This is a genomic window from Streptomyces sp. NPDC006384 (assembly GCF_042870695.1).
Lineage (GTDB): Bacteria > Actinomycetota > Actinomycetes > Streptomycetales > Streptomycetaceae > Streptomyces.
On the sequence record NZ_JBIAHR010000029.1, the window covers coordinates 73,024 to 88,760 of the forward strand.

At 73.6% G+C, this 15,737-nt stretch carries 15 protein-coding genes, 2 tRNA genes and 1 riboswitch; of the genes, 11 read left to right on the plus strand and 6 right to left on the minus strand.

The window, feature by feature from the left end:
• The first annotated feature begins 115 nt into the window (after positions 1–115).
• From ACFYOJ_RS30990 to ACFYOJ_RS31010, 5 genes are all read left to right on the plus strand, one after another.
• Positions 116–188 (plus strand) — tRNA-Lys (locus tag ACFYOJ_RS30990).
• Positions 189–625: 437 nt separating this feature from the next.
• Complete coding sequence (locus tag ACFYOJ_RS30995) at positions 626–1,090, plus strand: hypothetical protein (protein WP_356557229.1); 465 nt, start codon at positions 626–628, stop codon at positions 1,088–1,090.
• 65 nt (positions 1,091–1,155) lie between these two features.
• Positions 1,156–2,778, plus strand: coding sequence for a hypothetical protein (locus ACFYOJ_RS31000; protein WP_356557228.1), 1,623 nt, complete (start codon positions 1,156–1,158; stop codon positions 2,776–2,778).
• Between the two features lie 51 nt (positions 2,779–2,829).
• On the plus strand, positions 2,830–3,543 hold the full coding sequence (locus ACFYOJ_RS31005) for an ATP-binding cassette domain-containing protein (RefSeq protein ID WP_356557227.1): 714 nt from the start codon (positions 2,830–2,832) through the stop codon (positions 3,541–3,543).
• The gene (locus ACFYOJ_RS31010; protein WP_356557226.1) at positions 3,540–4,736 is read left to right on the plus strand and encodes an FtsX-like permease family protein; all 1,197 of its coding nucleotides are present in this window, start codon (positions 3,540–3,542) and stop codon (positions 4,734–4,736) included. The genes ACFYOJ_RS31005 and ACFYOJ_RS31010 overlap by 4 nt, the downstream gene beginning before the upstream one ends.
• A gap of 31 nt (positions 4,737–4,767) precedes the next feature.
• Here the strand turns inward: ACFYOJ_RS31010 and ACFYOJ_RS31015 are convergent, their stop codons facing one another.
• From ACFYOJ_RS31015 to ACFYOJ_RS31025, 3 genes are read right to left on the minus strand one after another with little or no spacing between them, the layout of a single operon-like run.
• Positions 4,768–6,042, minus strand: coding sequence for a M20 family metallopeptidase (locus ACFYOJ_RS31015; RefSeq protein WP_356557225.1), 1,275 nt, complete (start codon positions 6,040–6,042; stop codon positions 4,768–4,770).
• 54 nt (positions 6,043–6,096) lie between these two features.
• The gene (locus tag ACFYOJ_RS31020) at positions 6,097–6,759 is read right to left on the minus strand and encodes a TRIC cation channel family protein (protein WP_356557224.1); all 663 of its coding nucleotides are present in this window, start codon (positions 6,757–6,759) and stop codon (positions 6,097–6,099) included.
• Between the two features lie 31 nt (positions 6,760–6,790).
• Entirely contained in the window at positions 6,791–7,054 is a 264-nt protein-coding gene (locus ACFYOJ_RS31025; RefSeq protein ID WP_356557273.1) for a GntR family transcriptional regulator, read from the minus strand.
• Positions 7,055–7,246: 192 nt separating this feature from the next.
• Here ACFYOJ_RS31025 and ACFYOJ_RS31030 point away from each other — a divergent pair, with 192 nt between their 5' ends.
• From ACFYOJ_RS31030 to ACFYOJ_RS31055, 6 genes are all read left to right on the plus strand, one after another.
• Positions 7,247–7,567, plus strand: coding sequence for a hypothetical protein (locus ACFYOJ_RS31030; RefSeq protein ID WP_356557223.1), 321 nt, complete (start codon positions 7,247–7,249; stop codon positions 7,565–7,567).
• A complete protein-coding gene (locus ACFYOJ_RS31035) occupies positions 7,564–7,896 on the plus strand; it encodes a hypothetical protein (RefSeq protein ID WP_356557222.1) in 333 nt (110 codons plus the stop codon). Before ACFYOJ_RS31030 ends, ACFYOJ_RS31035 begins: the two co-directional genes overlap by 4 nt.
• Before the next feature lie 51 nt (positions 7,897–7,947).
• Positions 7,948–9,081 carry a dihydrofolate reductase family protein gene (locus ACFYOJ_RS31040; RefSeq protein ID WP_356557221.1) on the plus strand — a complete coding sequence of 378 codons (1,134 nt, stop codon included), beginning with the start codon at positions 7,948–7,950 and terminating at the stop codon, positions 9,079–9,081.
• A 52-nt stretch (positions 9,082–9,133) separates the two neighbouring features.
• Positions 9,134–9,207 (plus strand) — tRNA-Met (locus tag ACFYOJ_RS31045).
• A 190-nt stretch (positions 9,208–9,397) separates the two neighbouring features.
• A complete protein-coding gene (locus ACFYOJ_RS31050; protein WP_388598306.1) occupies positions 9,398–10,651 on the plus strand; it encodes a PP2C family protein-serine/threonine phosphatase in 1,254 nt (417 codons plus the stop codon).
• 255 nt (positions 10,652–10,906) lie between these two features.
• A riboswitch (cyclic di-AMP (ydaO/yuaA leader) is annotated at positions 10,907–11,063 on the plus strand.
• An 11-nt stretch (positions 11,064–11,074) separates the two neighbouring features.
• Entirely contained in the window at positions 11,075–12,121 is a 1,047-nt protein-coding gene (locus ACFYOJ_RS31055) for a M23 family metallopeptidase (protein ID WP_356557220.1), read from the plus strand.
• A gap of 39 nt (positions 12,122–12,160) precedes the next feature.
• Here ACFYOJ_RS31055 and ACFYOJ_RS31060 read toward each other — a convergent pair whose 3' ends face one another.
• The 3 genes from ACFYOJ_RS31060 to lhgO form a co-directional block, all read right to left on the minus strand.
• Positions 12,161–13,531: a PrsW family intramembrane metalloprotease gene (locus tag ACFYOJ_RS31060; RefSeq protein ID WP_356557219.1), complete on the minus strand. Its 1,371-nt coding sequence runs from the start codon at positions 13,529–13,531 to the stop codon at positions 12,161–12,163.
• Positions 13,532–13,556: 25 nt separating this feature from the next.
• Positions 13,557–14,399 (minus strand): tRNA (guanosine(46)-N7)-methyltransferase TrmB, encoded by an 843-nt coding sequence (gene trmB, locus ACFYOJ_RS31065; protein ID WP_356557218.1) that lies wholly within the window; start codon positions 14,397–14,399, stop codon positions 13,557–13,559.
• Between the two features lie 96 nt (positions 14,400–14,495).
• Positions 14,496–15,728, minus strand: coding sequence for an L-2-hydroxyglutarate oxidase (gene lhgO / locus ACFYOJ_RS31070; protein ID WP_388598309.1), 1,233 nt, complete (start codon positions 15,726–15,728; stop codon positions 14,496–14,498).
• Positions 15,729–15,737: the final 9 nt, after the last annotated feature.

Genomic DNA, 15,737 nt, shown 5'->3' on the forward strand with positions numbered 1-15,737 from the left:
CCCCCCGCCCTCGCCGTCCCTCCCGCCGCCCGACACGGCCGAGTCCCCGATACCCGATCGGCGCCCCGGCCGCGTCGGGCTATGCTCGGTGTGGCAACATCACGCAACACGCCCCGGGCCCTTAGCTCAATTGGCAGAGCAGTGGACTTTTAATCCATTGGTTGTGGGTTCGAGTCCCACAGGGCCTACCGGGTCGGTTCCTCGCACAGGACTCCGACCAGGCATTTCACGCCCCGGTCAGTCATTCTGGCCGGGGCTCGCTGCTGTGGCCGGACGTGAGGACACCGAGGCGGCCGGCTGGCCCGCGGCGACCGCAGCCGACTCCGCCGCCCACCCCGCACGGCAGGGAAGCTCACGCCGGTGCGGTCACCGGAGAGCGTGAGTGTCCCGCTCAGGTGTGAACCGGGTGGCGTTTTCGGTGGCTGAAAGAAGCCTATGGCTGTATGCGGACATCCTGTGCCCAGCAAGGCCGCACGCCTGAACGCCCTTCCTCGGGACTCGCTGCCCCTGCGCCGGAGGGTCATTTTTCGGCCACGCGGCGAGATCGCCAGGGACTACGGCACCTGACACCGTGTCATCTCACGGGCGGGCTGTGGAGGCACGCCGTGAACACGGGGATTCATAAATGAAAAAGATCCTGGCGGCCACCGGTCTCGTCGGGATGCTGATCGTGGGGACGGCCGTGCCCGGCGTGGCCGTGTCCGACACCGGAACGACTTCCCTGCCCGGCACGGGAGCGAAGGTCCAGGTCAACGCGTGGCACTGCAATGTCTACGCCGACAAGTGCTCCTTCAGGACGTCCACCAAGGTCCTGAAGGCCGGCAAGAGGTACAAGGTCAGCAAGATCACCAACACGGCGACCGTGAAGGCCAACGGCTGGCAGGCGACTCTCTCCTTGAGCCCGAGCGGTACGCAGGTGAGTGAGAACACCCGCCGGGTCCGCTGGACCAACACGAACACGTGGATCGCCGACATCAGCGGTATCGCCGACCCGGGCGGCTCGCTCAACACGAGCATCACCACCTGTTCCGACGGCGGCGCCTTCAAGTCCGGCGTCAAGGCGTTCGCTTCTGCCTGCGCCAACGACTGACCGACGATCCGCCGTGCTGCGGGGCCGTACCTGCGTACGGCCCCGCACAGCGTGTGAGGGGCCACGTGAAGAACAGTTCACTCCAGGAGCGGGCAGGGCTGCGCGGTCGTGTGCTCGCGGCCGTGGTGGTGACGGTCGCGGCCACGGCCGTGAGCGTGTCGTGGATCGGTGGCGGGACGGTGGACCGGCTCCGCCCGCCCGGCGGCGGGCTGGCGGAGCAGCTCGACACCCTGCGCGGGGCGAACGACCTGGTACGTGCCACCCGTGCGGACGTCGGGAAGGACCCCGCGCTGTACCCGACCGCGTACGGGCGTCTGGAAGCCGCGCTCGCCACCGGTCGCCAGGCCGGTGAGCCGGTGCCGGAGGTCCGTCCGGACGCCCTGGCGGACCTGGCCCGTGCCGATGCCCTGGACACCCCCGCGTGGCGGGCGCATTACGTGTGCCTGGCACTGACAGGGCCCACGGGCCCCGATACGGCCGCCGCGGCCGCGGTGCTGGAACGGGCCGGTGTCCGGGAGGAGGCGGAGGCCGAGGCCCTCGCCTATCTGCGCGCACCGGACGAAGAGGACGACGCGCCGACCTCGCTCACCACGCGGGCGGCTTTCCTGCAGACCCTGACCTGCCTGGACCGCGATGACCAGGTGCCCCGTCCGGTGCTGGACCGTCTCGCCGCGGACACGGCGCGCACCACCGAACCCGTGCCGGCGCTGTACGCCACCGACGCCCTGCGGGCGGTCGGCGTACGCGGCCGTGCCGCACGGTCCCTGCGCGGTGCCGACGTACTCCTGAAGACCGGCTGCGGGCGGCTCGACCCCATGCGGCGTGCCGCGACGGCCCTGCTCCGCGGGCATCTGCCGAAGCAGGCGCGGACCTGCCTGCTGCCCGCGCTGCACGACTCCGACACCCAGACGCGCTGGGTGGTCCGGCGTGCGCTGACCATGGACGCCGCCAGGTCTCCGGAGGCGCTGCCGCCCCCGGTGGGAGGCATCCGGCACGACGGCCTCGTCACCAAGGCACCCGCCCAACTGGGCACGCTCACCGCCACCTACAACACCGCACGGGCCCTCACCGCCGCCGGACAGCAGAAGCACGCACCGGACTGGCTGAGAAAACGCCTGAAGCAGATGGGTTCGGACGCCGGTCTCGACCCGTCCGACCGGCTGCTGCTCGCCATGACGTGCCACCGGCTGTCCCTGCGCTGCGGCCCGCAGGCCGACAAAGGGGCTGAAGAGGCTGCCGAGTTGGAGGTGCCGACGCGTCTCACGGCGGAGAACCGGCGTGGCTGGTACGGCGCGATGGCGGCACGTGCCGAATTCGGGCTGCGCTGCCGGCACAGTTCCGTGGAACTGCCCGCGGAGAAGGACGGCACCCTCTCTCCGAGCGCGCTGCGCATCGTGGCCGTACTCGGCGACGCGGGGTGCACGGCGCAGACGGAGCGGCTCACCCAGGGGATCGATCTCGTGACGCAGGCCCGCGAGGCACTGCGGAAAGGGGATCTGCCGGCCGCCTCCGACGCGGTCCAGGCCGCCCTCGCCGCCGGCCAGGACATCCCGCAGTCGCTGTGGGACGACCTTCCCGGCCTGCTGGAGAAGTACCGCGATGCCGCGCATCCCGACCTGTACGCCGCCTCACCGGGTGGCCCCGCCTCCGCGGACGCCACCAGGGCCGCCTACTACCTCCTCGCCTGAACCACTCCCTCCGGAACCGACCCGTCCCCCACCGAGAAGGACACCCGACGTATGAGCACCGCTTCTCCTCCCGCCGTCCTCGCCGAGGGGCTGGCCTTCCGTTACGCGTCCGGGGGCGGGCTGGTCCGGGCGGACCTCACGCTGGAGGCGGGGGCCACGGTCGCCGTCGAGGGGCCCTCGGGCTCCGGCAAGAGCACGTTGCTGGCGCTGCTCGGGCTGATCCTCTCGCCGGACTCGGGAACCCTGCGCATCGCGGGCAGCGACACCCGGTCCCTGTCCCCGGCGGAACGGGACCTCCTGCGCCGGCGTTCGATCGGCATCGTCCTGCAGGACCTGGGACTGCTGCCGTTCCTCAACGCCTGGGAGAACGTCGCCGCCGCCTTCGGTCCCCGCCTCGCCCGGCACCGCACCGCCGCCCGCGACCTGCTCGGCGACCTCGGCCTGGGCAACCTCACCGACTCCCCGGTCACCGAGCTCTCCGGCGGCCAGCGGCAGCGGATCGCCGTGGCGAGGGCGGCCGTGAAACAGCCGGTGCTCGTCCTGGCCGACGAGCCGACCTCCGGCCTCGACCCGGCCACCGCCGACTCGGTGATGGCCTCCCTGCGTTCCTGTGCCGAGCGGGGCGCGGCCGTACTGCTCGTCACCCACGACCCGGCGGTCACCGGGCGCTGCGACCGGCGCCACGTGCTCGACGGGGGCGTGCTGCCGGCGGCCTCCCGGGAGAACGCCCGCAAGGAGAACGCCCCCGAGGAGAGCCTGGGATGAGCCGCTGGAGCCTTCACACCTGGAAGCGCGACGGGCGTTCCCTGCGCCGGGCGCTGCCCGCCCTCACCGTCCTGGCCGCGCTGCTGACCACGTCCGCCGGAGTGGCCGCGGGCGCCGCCGGGGCCCTCGAGAGGGACGTCCTGAAGGCGGGCGGGCTCACCCAGATCGAACTCTCCTCGTTCGAGGGCGACGCCTCGGTCCGCCCGCTCACCACCTCGGCGCTGCGCGACGCCGGGGAGGTGCCGGGCGTCCGGCAGGTGGTCGCCGACCACTCCGCCACGCTCTACGCCGAGGAGGAGGGGACGTACGACCTGACCGGTCACACCCTCACCCCGGGCGACGCCCTGCCCGTCACCCGCGGCGAGATCCCCGCGGAGCTGGGCCCGGACGAGATCGTGCTCCCCGCCGCCGTGCAGGGGACCGACCTCACCCCGCTCCTCGGCCGGACCGTCGCCTTCGGCTTCACCAGGGCGACCGGTGCCGCGTCCGGCACCACCGACGTCGTCCGGCTGAAGGCCGTCGCCCTGTACGACCCCGGCTGGCAGGCCGACGGCCCGGGCGCCGCCTACCTCGCCGAGGACACCGCCGCCCTGCTGGCCGCGGCGCGGGCCGGCCTGGAGCCGGACGCCTACCGGGACAAGGAGGGCGCACAGTCCGCCGTCGTCGTGGTCGAGCACCAGAAGCAGGTGGACGCCGTCACCAGGGCGCTGCAGGCCGACGGTTTCGCGGCGTCCCCGGTCTCCGACCGGGTCCGCAACCTGCCCGGACTGTTCGGCGCGGCGGACCTCGCCATGCGGGCCGGGGTGCTGGTCCTGGCCCTGGCGGCGGTCGGGCTCGGCGCCGTCCGGGCCGCGGACAGTACGCGGGCCCGCCTCGGCCAGTTCGCCGTCCTGCGCATCCTCGGCACCGGGCGGCCCGAACTGCGCCGCATCCTGCTGGGCGAGGCGGTGCTCTCCGGAGGTGTGGCGGGAGTACTCGGCGTGGCCGTCGGCACCGGGCTGTCCTTGGCCCTGACCGGCCCGCTCAGCGACGTGCTCGGACTTCCGATCGGACTCACCGACGCCCTGCCGGGCCCGCTCTGGACCACCGCCGCGCTCCTGCTCCCCGCCACCGGCCTGGCCGTCGGCACCTTCTTCGGCACCCGCGAGGCCCTGCGCCGGGACCCCTACCTGACGGCGCGGGCGTACGGCTGAGACCCGTCCCCCGGCGGACGCCCCGCCCGGCTCAGGCGTCGCCGAGCCAGGCGAGGGCGGCGACCGTCACCGCGCTGATGCCGGTGTCCAGGGTGGGCTGGATGACGGGGGCGAACAGGGCGCTGTGGTTGACCGGGACGTCCTGGGCGACGGTCCCCTTCTTCTCGGCCTCGGCGTAGCGCTTCGGGTCGGTGCCGCCGAGCCCCCAGTAGGTGAACGGCACCCCGAACGCCTGGGGGATCTCGCTCATGTCCTCGCTGGCGGTCTGCAGCCCGATGGTGTGGGCGTCGTCGCCGAAGTACGCGGCGAACGCGTCCGCGACGCGCCGGGTCGGCTCCTCGTCGTTGACGGTGGGCGGGAAGGAGGTGATCCGCTCGAACTCGGGTTCCCGGGGGGAATTCGACGCCTGGCACTCGGCCCTGACGATCCGTTCGATCGCGTCCAGGACCTGGCTGCGCGTGGTGTCGTCGTAGGTGCGGACGTTGATCTGCAGGACGGCCTGGTCGGGGATGACGTTGGGGCTGCTGCCGGCCCGGATGCTGCCCACCGTCACCACGGCGGGCGTGGTGGCGCCCAGCTCCCGGGAGACGACGGTCTGCAGGCGTACGACGATCATGGCGGCGATCACCACGGGGTCGACGGTGGCCTGGGGCATGGAGCCGTGGCCCCCTCGCCCGTGGACGGTGACGCGCAGACTGTCCGCGGCGGCCAGGAAGGAACCGGCCCGGGTGCCGACGTAACCGGCGGGGTAGGGCAGGACGTGCTGGGCGAGCACCACGTCCGGCCGGGGTGCCTTCGAGGTGAGACCGTCCTGCACCATGGCGTCGGCGCCGTCGCCGTTCTCCTCCGACGGCTGGAAGAGCGCCACGAACGTCCCCCGCCAGGCGTCCCGGTGCTGGGCCATCAGCCGGGCGCTGCCCACCAGGCAGGACACGTGCACGTCGTGACCGCAGGCGTGCATGACGGGCTGTTCGCCGCCGTCGTCGCCGGGGACCGTGGCGGTGGAGGCGTACGGGAGGCCGGTGCGTTCGCGTACCGGCAGGGCGTCCATGTCGGCGCGGACCATGACGACCGGCCCGTCCCCGTTGGCCAGGACCCCGACGACGCCCGTGCCGCCTATGCCCTCGGTGACGTCGTAGCCGCAGTCCCGCAGGGCGTCCGCCGCCTTCTTCGCCGTACGGTGTTCGCGCAGGCCGAGCTCGGGGTGCTGATGCAGGTCCCGGTAGAGGTCCTCCACGTCGGAACGGATGGCGTCGAGGCCGGACAGTACGGTCCGGGCGGCTGCGGTCGTCGAGTCTCGCTCCATGGACCGAGCTTCGACGACGGCGCCGGGTCCGGCCACTCGGACGGCCACGGAGCGTCACCGCCGGGTGTCGGCCCGGCGGGGCCTGCCGCGGCCGCTGGTCTCGGGGGGTTCGGGGGCGTCGAGGCGGTAGCGGAGGCCGAGCACGCGGATCAGGAAGCAGACCGTGGCCGCGCCCAGCGCCGCCGGGAGACCGTAGAGGCCCGCCTCGACGGTGGCGACGGTCACCGCCGCGCCCACCAGGGCGGGGATGGCGTACAGGCCGCTGCTCAGCACCGACGGGACCCGGCGGACGAGGGTGTCGCGGATCGTCCCTCCGCCCACCGCGGTGATCACCCCCAGCAGGATCGCGGGCGCGACGCCCAGCCCGGCCTCCCGCGCCTTGCTCGCGCCGATCACCGCGAAGACGCTCAGGCCTACCGCGTCGAGCACGGCGATCACCGTCCCGATCCGGCGCAGATGCCGGCTGAGCGCGAAGGCGATCAGGCCACCGGCGGCGGCGAGCGTGTAGTAACGCCAGTCCAGGAGGGTGGCCGGGGGCAGGGAGTCGATCAGGACGTCACGGACGAAGCCGCCGCCCAGCGCGGTGATCATGCCGAGGACGACCACGCCGACCACGTCCAGCCGCGCGGCGCGCACCGCGGTCAGCGCCCCGTTCAGCCCGAACGCGAACGTGCCGGTGAGGTCCAGGGCGAGCAACGGGGCGGGTTCGGAGCTCATGCGGGGAGGGGTACCCGTTTCGCCGGATGCGTCAGGGGGTGGGTTCGTCCTTGCCCTGAGGGGAGGAGCCGGTCGGCGGTCGCTCCACGACGAAGGAGCCCTTGCCGCGCACGGTCACGATGAGTCCTCGTTCGCGGAGTTCCTGTGCGGCCCGGCGCGCGGTGAGCCGTGCCACGCCGTACTCGTCGGCGAGGTGGTTCTCCGACGGGATGGGCCTGTCCGGCGCCAGCTCTCCCGACTCGATCTTCTTGGTGATGACGTCGGCGAGCTGGACGTAGAGGGGCCTGGCGCTCATCGGGTCCAGGGGCTGGGGGACTGTATCGCTCACGCGTCCAACGTATGCAGGCCGAGATGAACACGTTCGAGTGGATCCCTCTGTACTTGTATGTAGAGGGCTAGCTCCCGGCTTACCTTCGGGCATGTAAAACCCCGGCGAGGTGGCAAGACCTCCCGGGGCGCGGCCAACGCTTACACAAGGAGCGTCGACATGTACGACCTTATCCACCGCATCGCCCAGTGGCTGGGCTTTCTCCTCGGTCCCGGCACCGGAAGGCACCGTGCGGGCGCCCCGCGCAACCACCCGCACCACCGTCCGCTCCCGGACGCCCCCGCGCGCCTCCCCCTGCACCACTCGTCCCACTGCCGTCACCTCCCTCTCGACGGCGCCGACAACCGGCTCGTCCGCCCCTACCTCACCGCCCTCGAACAGGACCGCCGGCGATACCGCCGGCTCGCCCTCGTCCTCGCCGCCGACTTCGGCATCGACCTCGATCAGCACGTCGTCGGCGCCCGGGAGGTGGCCGCGTGACGAGCGGGTCCCCTTCGCCGCGTCTGCTGCCCTGGCTGTCGGCGGAGGGCAAGCCCTGCTTCCTCGTCCCCGGTGACGGCGGCGGCTTCGTGTCCCGCCTCGCCGACGAGACGGAGGACCGGCAGCTCACCGAGGGCCTCGACGTGCTCCGCGACTCACGGCGGGTGCTGGACGACCCGCTGTCCCCGAACGTCGAGGTCCGCTACGCCGCGATCCGGCTGACCGAGTGCCTCGCGGACGCCCTCCGGGTCGCGGAGTCCCGGGGCCGCCGCCTGGCCCCGGCCGGGGACGAGGACGAAGACGAGGACGGCGGTGGCGCGGATGCCTAGGGTTGCCCCACAGCACCCGGAGCCCGACCGCACCCCTCACGGAGTACGCCCATGCCCCTCCCGTACGTCCTGCTCTCCGCCGCCGTCTCCCTCGACGGGTACCTGGACGACGCCGGGGCCGGGCGGCTGATGCTGTCCTCGCCCGCCGACTTCGACCGGGTCGACGAGGTGCGGGCGTCCGTCGACGCGATCCTGGTGGGCGCCGGCACGATCCGGGCCGACAATCCGCGGTTGCTGGTGAACTCGGACCGGCGGCGGGCCGGCCGGGTCGCCGCGGGGAAGCCGGAGTACCCGCTGAAGGTCACGGTCAGCGGGTCCGGCGAGCTGGACCCGGCGGCGGCCTTCTGGCACACCGGCGGGGAGAAGGTGCTGCTGACCACGGACGAGGGCGCCCGGCGGGCCCACGCGCTCGGCATCGCCGCCGCCGTCGTACCGCTCGGCGGCGCGCTCGACTGGCGGGCGGCGCTGGAGCACCTGCACGACCGGCTGGGTGTGCGGAGGCTGATGGTCGAGGGCGGGGGGAGCGTCCACAGCCAGCTGCTGCGGCAGGGACTCGCCGACGAGCTGCAGCTCGTCCTCGCTCCGCTGCTCGTCGGGGACCCGGACGCGCCCCGGCTGTTCGGGCCCGGCGACTACCAGCGCGGGCGGCTCCGGCTGGTGGAGACGCGGCGGATCGAGGACGTCGTGTTCATGCGGTACCTGCCGACCGCCCCGGGGACCGGGAGCGAGCCGGCCGCCGCCGACCGGCACTGGCTGGCGCTCGCCTGCGAGCTGGCCGAGCTGTGCCCGCCCTCCGGCACGGCGTTCAGCGTGGGGGCGGTGATCGTCGCCGCCGACGGGACGGAACTCGCGCGCGGGCACTCGCGGGAAGGGGACGACCCGGTCGTGCACGCCGAGGAGGCCGCGCTCGCCAAGACCGACCCCGCCGATCCGCGGCTCGCCACGGCCACGGTGTACTCCAGCCTGGAGCCGTGCGCCCGCCGCGCCTCCCGGCCCGCGCCCTGCGCCCGGCTGATCCTCGACGCCGGGGTGCGCCGGGTGGTCACCGCCTGGCGCGAGCCGGACACCTTCGTGCCGGGCGCCGACGGCAGCGGGGTGCTCGCCGCCGGCGGCGCCGCCGTGGTCGTACTGCCGGAGTACGAGGGGCGCGCGAAGGCGCCGAACCGTCACCTCGAGGGCCCCTGAGATACGCGTGTGCGTTCCACCCCCGACATGACGTACACTGGAGACACAACGACGCGGGGTGGAGCAGCTCGGTAGCTCGCTGGGCTCATAACCCAGAGGTCGCAGGTTCAAATCCTGTCCCCGCTACTGAAGACCGAAGGCCGGAATCCGAAAGGGTTCCGGCCTTCGGTGCGTCCTGGCGTCCTACGGCGTCTCGTGACGTCCTGTGCGCCCGGCGGCCCGCGTGGCCGTCACCCGGCCGGACCTCACGGCTCGCCCCCCACCCCCGCCCCGGGAAATCTGGAGGACGGACGGCGACCGGGGCGGCGGGAGACGAGTGGTGCGGCCAGACGAGGCGGAGGGCGAGGGGGAGAGCAGGGAGAAGGGCAAGGAGAAGGGCAGGGGCGCGGACGGCCGGACCGGCGGCCGGCTCCCCGGCGACCCGGTGCCCGGCCCCGTGCCCGACCCGGGCGTCGGCGACCCCCCGATGCCCGTACCGTCCTCCCCCGACGGGGCGCGGCGGCGGGCGCTGTACGGCCGCAGGTTCGTGCGCGCGCTCCCCGTCCTGCTGATCGTCGCCGCCATCCTGTACGACGTCCTCACCCCCCGGTACTTCACCGCCGCGCCCCTCTACACGGCCGCGCCCCTGGTCGCGGCGCCGGTCTACTCGCGGCGCGGCACCGCGCTCACCGGTGCCGCCGTGGTCGTCACCGTCCTCTGCCTCCAGACGACCAAGGGCGTCATCCACTACGTGGACTCGCTCACCGAGCTGATCACCATCGCCACGGTCGCCGGTCTCGCCGTCCTCGTGAACGCCTTCGTCCGGCGCACCGACGAGCAGCTCGCCTCCGCCCGCGAGATCGCCGAGGCCGCCCAGCGCGCCGTACTGCCCCAGCCCGCCGAGCGGATCGGCGGCTTCGAGATCGCCGCCTGCTACGAGGCCGCCCAGGCCGACGCCTTCATCGGCGGCGACCTGTACGCGGTGCAGGACAGCGCGCGCGGGGTGCGGCTCATCGTCGGCGACGTGCGCGGCAAGGGCATGGGCGCGGTGGCCGCCGTCGCCGTGGTGATCGGCGCGTTCCGGGAGGCGGCCGAGCAGGAGGCGACGCTGGAGGCGGTGGCGCAGCGGCTGGAACGGGCCCTGGCCCGCGAGGGCACCCGGCGGGAGGGGCTGGACGCCTTCGAGGGATTCACCACCGCCGTCCTCGCCGAACTCCCGCACGGCGAGGGGGTCCTCCGCATCGTCAACCGCGGCCACCCGCCGCCCCTGCTGCTGCACGCCGACGGCACCGTGCACCCGTTGCAGGTCAGGGAGTACGCGCTGCCGCTCGGGATGGGCGAGCTGGGGGTGTGGCCCGACCGGGCCGAGCAGGCACCCTTCCCCGGCGGAGCCACCCTGCTGCTGTACACCGACGGGCTGTCCGAGGCCCGTGACGCCCTCGGCAGGTTCTACGACCCCCAGGCACGCCTGTCCGGACGCGTCTTCCGGCACCCGGCCGAGCTGCTCGACACCCTCGCCGACGACGTGCGCCGGCACTCCGGGGGCGGCATGACGGACGACATGGCTCTGCTCGCCGTACGCCGCCACTGAGCACCACCCCGACCGGAGTCACGGCGGGTGACCGAGCGACCGCCCTGCGCATAACAACTGACACACAGTCAGAAACGTGTGTTGCGGGACGGTGGCCTGATAGGCGGTCAACTCGCCCCGTTTTCGCACTTCATGAGACATACGTCCCGGCCGGAATCCTTAATGATCACCCGGAACGGCTTGGAATCGACGCCTCGCTTCTATTAACGTTCGATAACGCAGCGCGGTCGTCCCAGCCGTCACAGAAGGCGGCTCCGTGCGCACGCGCCGAATCCCGCGAGGGAACCGGGGAACCACCACTCTGGGGTGAATCGGGCGTATGCCGCCGTGGAGACACGGCCGGTTTACGCGCGTAGGAGACCTTCCTGCTCCGAACCCGTCAGCTAACCCGGTAGGCGGAAGGAAGGAAAGGAGTACGCCCACGTGGCGTCCAACCGGCCTGCTCCCGAGGCCCCGTTCGCGCCGAGCGCGCACGACACCGACATCTTCGGCCACGACGTCCCCCGCGCCGGAGAGGGCCCCTGGGAGGAGTGGAACCCCACCGCGGAGTCCGTCCGTCCCGTCCGCGGCCGGCACCGCGTCGCCAAGCAGCGCGGCGGGCTCGCCCGCAGCTCCACCGTCCTCGGCGTCGGTGTCATAGCGGCCGTCGGAGCGGGCGGCATGGCCAGCGCGCAGACCGGCAAGGCACCGGTGCCGATCTCGATGCCCGATCTGCCGAACGTCGGCTCGCTGGTCCCCGGCGTCTCCGACGACTCCGGTGACGGGCCGGCGGCCGAGGGCTCCGCCGCCCCGCTCAGCAGCATCGTCACCGCCTCCGCGGACACCGGCGAAGGCGCCACCGACGCAGGCGAGGCCCTGCGGGCGCGCATCATGCAGCAGGCCGAGCAGCAGCAGATCCAGGTCGACACCAAGGCCGCCGAAGAGGCCGCGGCCGCCGCCGAGAAGGCGGCCGCCGAAGCCGCCGCCAAGGCGGAGAAGGAGGCCGAGGCCAAGGCCGCCGCCGCCAAGGCGAAGGCGGAGGAAGAGGCCAGGAAGAAGGCCGAGGCCGAGCGGCTCGCCGAGCTGGCCAGGCAGTACACGCTGCCGACCTCCTCGTACACGATCACCTCCACCTACGGCCAGGCCGGCTCCATGTGGTCCTCCGGCCAGCACACCGGCCTCGACTTCGCCGCGCCCACGGGTACCCTCCTCAAGGCCGTCCACACCGGCACGATCACCGAGGCGGGCTGGGCCGGCGCCTACGGCTACCGCACGGTCCTCACCCTGGAGGACGGCACCGAACTCTGGTACTGCCACCAGGCGTCGATGAACGTCAGCGTCGGCCAGAAGGTCAGCACCGGGGACGTCATCGGCCGCGTGGGCGCCACCGGCAACGTCACCGGGCCGCACCTGCACTTCGAGGTCCACACCAGCGGCGGAGGCGGCGTCGACCCGGCGGCCTGGCTGCAGGACAAGGGCCTCAGCCTCTGAGAACACCCGCGCCGCACGCGCCGCCCAAGTCGCCCCGCGTCACGTCCGGTACGGGTTGTGGGGCGGGGCGTACAGGGGGCGGGCACCGGCGTACGGGGCGGCGGGATGCGGGACGGGCGCCGGGTACGGCGGGTGAAGCCCGTACGTCACGGGCGCCCCGTGGAACCCGTACGGCGGCCGGTGCGGTACGGGCATCCGCACCGGCGGCGCCGTGACGCGGGCCGCGTGCTCCAGCGCGGGGCGCGCCGCCTCCCGGCGGTGCCACAGCCCGTCCAGCAACTCCCGCTCCCGTACGGTGTAGTCCGCGCCCGCCCTGCCCCGGCGGCCCCGCTGCCGCAGGAACGCCAGCGAGGTCGCGTACGCCTCGTACCGCGCCACCGCACGCGCCGCCGGTTTCCCGCCGTGCCTGCGCGCGTACCGCCGGGCGATGCGCCGCGCCCGCATCGAGCCGAGCGCGAACGGCTCGGCCGGGCCCAGCCAGCCGGCCAGGACGTAGACGGGCAGCTCGGCGCGGACGGCGGCCAGTTCACGCTGCCGGGTCCAGATCGCCAGCCAGGTCAGCAGCCCGAACGCGGGCACCATGAACGCCCCGTACACGGCGAGGAAGCCGTACCCGCCGAGCGAGGCCGAGCCGTTCCACAGGGCGTGCATGCCCATCGCCAGCAGCAGTCCGCCCAGCGGGAGAAGGGCACGCGGCAGGAGGCGGCGGCGGCCGGCGGTGAGCGCGGCGACGCCGAATCCGACGCCGGTGAGCACGGTGAACAGCGGGTGGGCGAACGGCGACATCACGACGCGGACGAAGAAGGTCGCCGCGGTGACGGAGGCGACGCCCCGGCCGCCGGTGAGCTGGTCGGTGCCGAAGGCGGTGCCCAGGTAGAGGATGTTCTCGGTGAAGGCGAAGCCGGTGGCGGTGACACCGGCGATGACGACGCCGTCGAGGACGCCGGTGAAGTGCCGTCTGCGGAAGAGGAAGACGAGGAGGACCGCGGCCGCCTTGGCGGACTCCTCGACGACGGGCGCTATCACCGTGGCGCCCAGGGTGTCCGCGCCGGCGGGATCGGCGGTGGCCGTCGCTATCCACCGCGTCGCGAAGCTGTTCGCGATGATCGCTATCAGCGCCGCCGCGCAGGCGCCCCAGGCGAAGGAGAACAGCAGGTTCGGCCAGGGGCCGGGATCGACCCGGTCCAGCCAGCGGAAGGCCGCCAGCAGCAGCGGCACGGGAAGCACCGCCAGGCCCAGCCCCACCAGGAACCCCTCGGTGCCGGTCTGCTCGCGCACCAGGGCCAGGATCACCAGGCCGGAGAGCGCGAGCAGGGCGATCAGCGCCCCGTGACGCACCCAGGCCCGCTGCCACCAGTGCGGACGCGGACGGACGGGCGGACGCGGCGGATACGGGGGACAGGTGGCCACGGCATGGACCCTAACCGGTGGGAGGCTACTGCTCCTCGCGCCGCCCACTGTGCGATACGGGGTGCGGTACGCGGCGGAAGAGCAAGTCGTTCACCACGTGACCCTTGTCCAGTCCCTGGCTCTCGAAACGGGTCAGCGGCCGGTTCTCGGGACGCGGCGCGAAACCGCCGCCGGGCACCGTGTTCTCGAAGTCGGGGTGCGCGGTGAGGACCTCGAGCATCTGCTCCGCGTACGGCTCCCAGTCGGTGGCGCAGTGCACGACGGCGCCCGGCGCGAGGCGGGAGGCGGCCAGGGTCAGGAACTCCGGCTGGATCAGGCGGCGCTTGTGGTGCCGCTTCTTCGGCCAGGGGTCGGGGAAGTAGACGCGCAGCCCGGCGAGGGAGTCGGGGGCGAGCATTTCGCGCAGGAGGATGATCGCGTCGCCGTTGGCGACCCGGACGTTGGTGAGCCCCTGCCGGTCGGCGAGGGCGAGCAGGTTGCCCTGGCCGGGAGTGTGGACGTCCACGGCGAGGATGTTGGTGTCCGGGTCGGCGGCGGCCATCCGGGCGGTGGCCTCGCCCATGCCGAAGCCGATCTCCAGGACGACGGGGGCGGTGTTCCCGAACAGCTCGGCGAGGTCGAGGACCCGCTGTCCGTCGATGTCCAGTCCCCACTTCGGCCACAGCCGTCGCAGGGCGTCCGCCTGCCCGGCGGTCACCCGGCTCCGGCGCGGCTGGAAGCTGCGGATCCGCCGCTCGAAGTGCGACCCGGCGGGATCGGCCTTCGGGCCGTCGGGGAACCGGGGCTCACCCGCAGCACGGTCATGCCGGTCCAGGGCGCCGTCGAGCGCCTGCGGCGGGGTCTCGGGGGAGTGACGGGAATCAGACACAGTGAGTCGATTTTACTGCCCGCCGTCTTCACCGCCCGCCGCTGCTGCCGCCCGCTGTCTCCCGCCGCCGCCTTCTCCCGTCGGTGCCGGACCGCCTCACCCCGCCCCCAGCGCGGCCAGCGCCCTGCGGCCCACCTCCCGCCCGATCGGCAGCGCCGCCGTCGCCGCCGGGGAGGGCGCGTTCAGCACGTGCACCGCACACGCCCCCTCCCGGATCAGGAAGTCGTCCACCAGCGTCCCGTCCGCCAGCACCGCCTGCGCCCGCACCCCCGCCGGCGCCGCGACCAGGTCGTCCTCCGTCACCGCGGGCAGCAGCCTGCGCACCGCCGTCGTGAACGCCCTCTTGGACAGCGACCGCCGCAGCTCCCCCGCGCCGTACCTCCAGTGCCGCCGGGCGATCCGCCACGCGCCCGGCCAGGCGAGCGTCGCGCCCAGCTCGCGGGGCCGGACGACGCCCCAGCCGTACCCCTCGCGGGCCAGGGCCGGCACCGCGTTGGGGCCGACGTGGACGCCGCCGTCGACGCCGCGGGTCAGATGGACGCCGAGGAAGGGGAACGCCGGGTCCGGCACCGGATACACCAGCGCCCGCACCAGCTCCGGCCGGGCCAGCTCGTAGTACTCGCCGCGGAACGGGATGATCCGCATCCCCGGCTCGTCCCCGGTCAGCCGCGCGATCTCGTCGCAGTGCAGACCGGCGCAGTTGACCATGACGCGGGCGCGGACGACCTCACCGGTGCGGATGCGGACGGCGACCCCGAGGCCCGGGCGCCGGTCGATGCGCAGGACCTCCGCCCCGTAGCGGATCTCCGCCCCCGAGGCGCGGGCCAGCTGCCGGGCCACTCCGGTGTAGTCGCAGACGCCGGTCGTCCCGACGTGTATGGCAGCCAGGCCCCGGACCTCCGGCTCGTACTCCCGGATCTGGGCCGGGCCCAGTTCCCGCACGGGGATGCCGTTCTCCCGGCCGCGCTGCACGAGCGCGTGCAGCCGGGGCAGCTCGGCCCGCTCGGTGGCGACGATCAGCTTGCCGGTGACCGTGTGCTCGATGCCGTACTCGGCGCAGAACTTGACCATCTCGGCGGCGCCCCGCACCGCGTAGCGCGCCTTGAGCGAGCCCGGGCGGTAGTAGATGCCGCTGTGGATCACTCCGCTGTTGCGGCCCGTCTGGTGCCGGGCCGGACCCGGCTCCTTCTCCAGCACCGTCACCCGCGTGCCCGGCGCGGCGCGCGTGATCGCGTACGCCGTCGACAGGCCGACGATGCCGCCGCCTACCACCAGCACGTCGCAGTCGTACGCGGCACCGCGCGCGATTCCGGTCCGCACTCGTCCCACCTCCCGGCT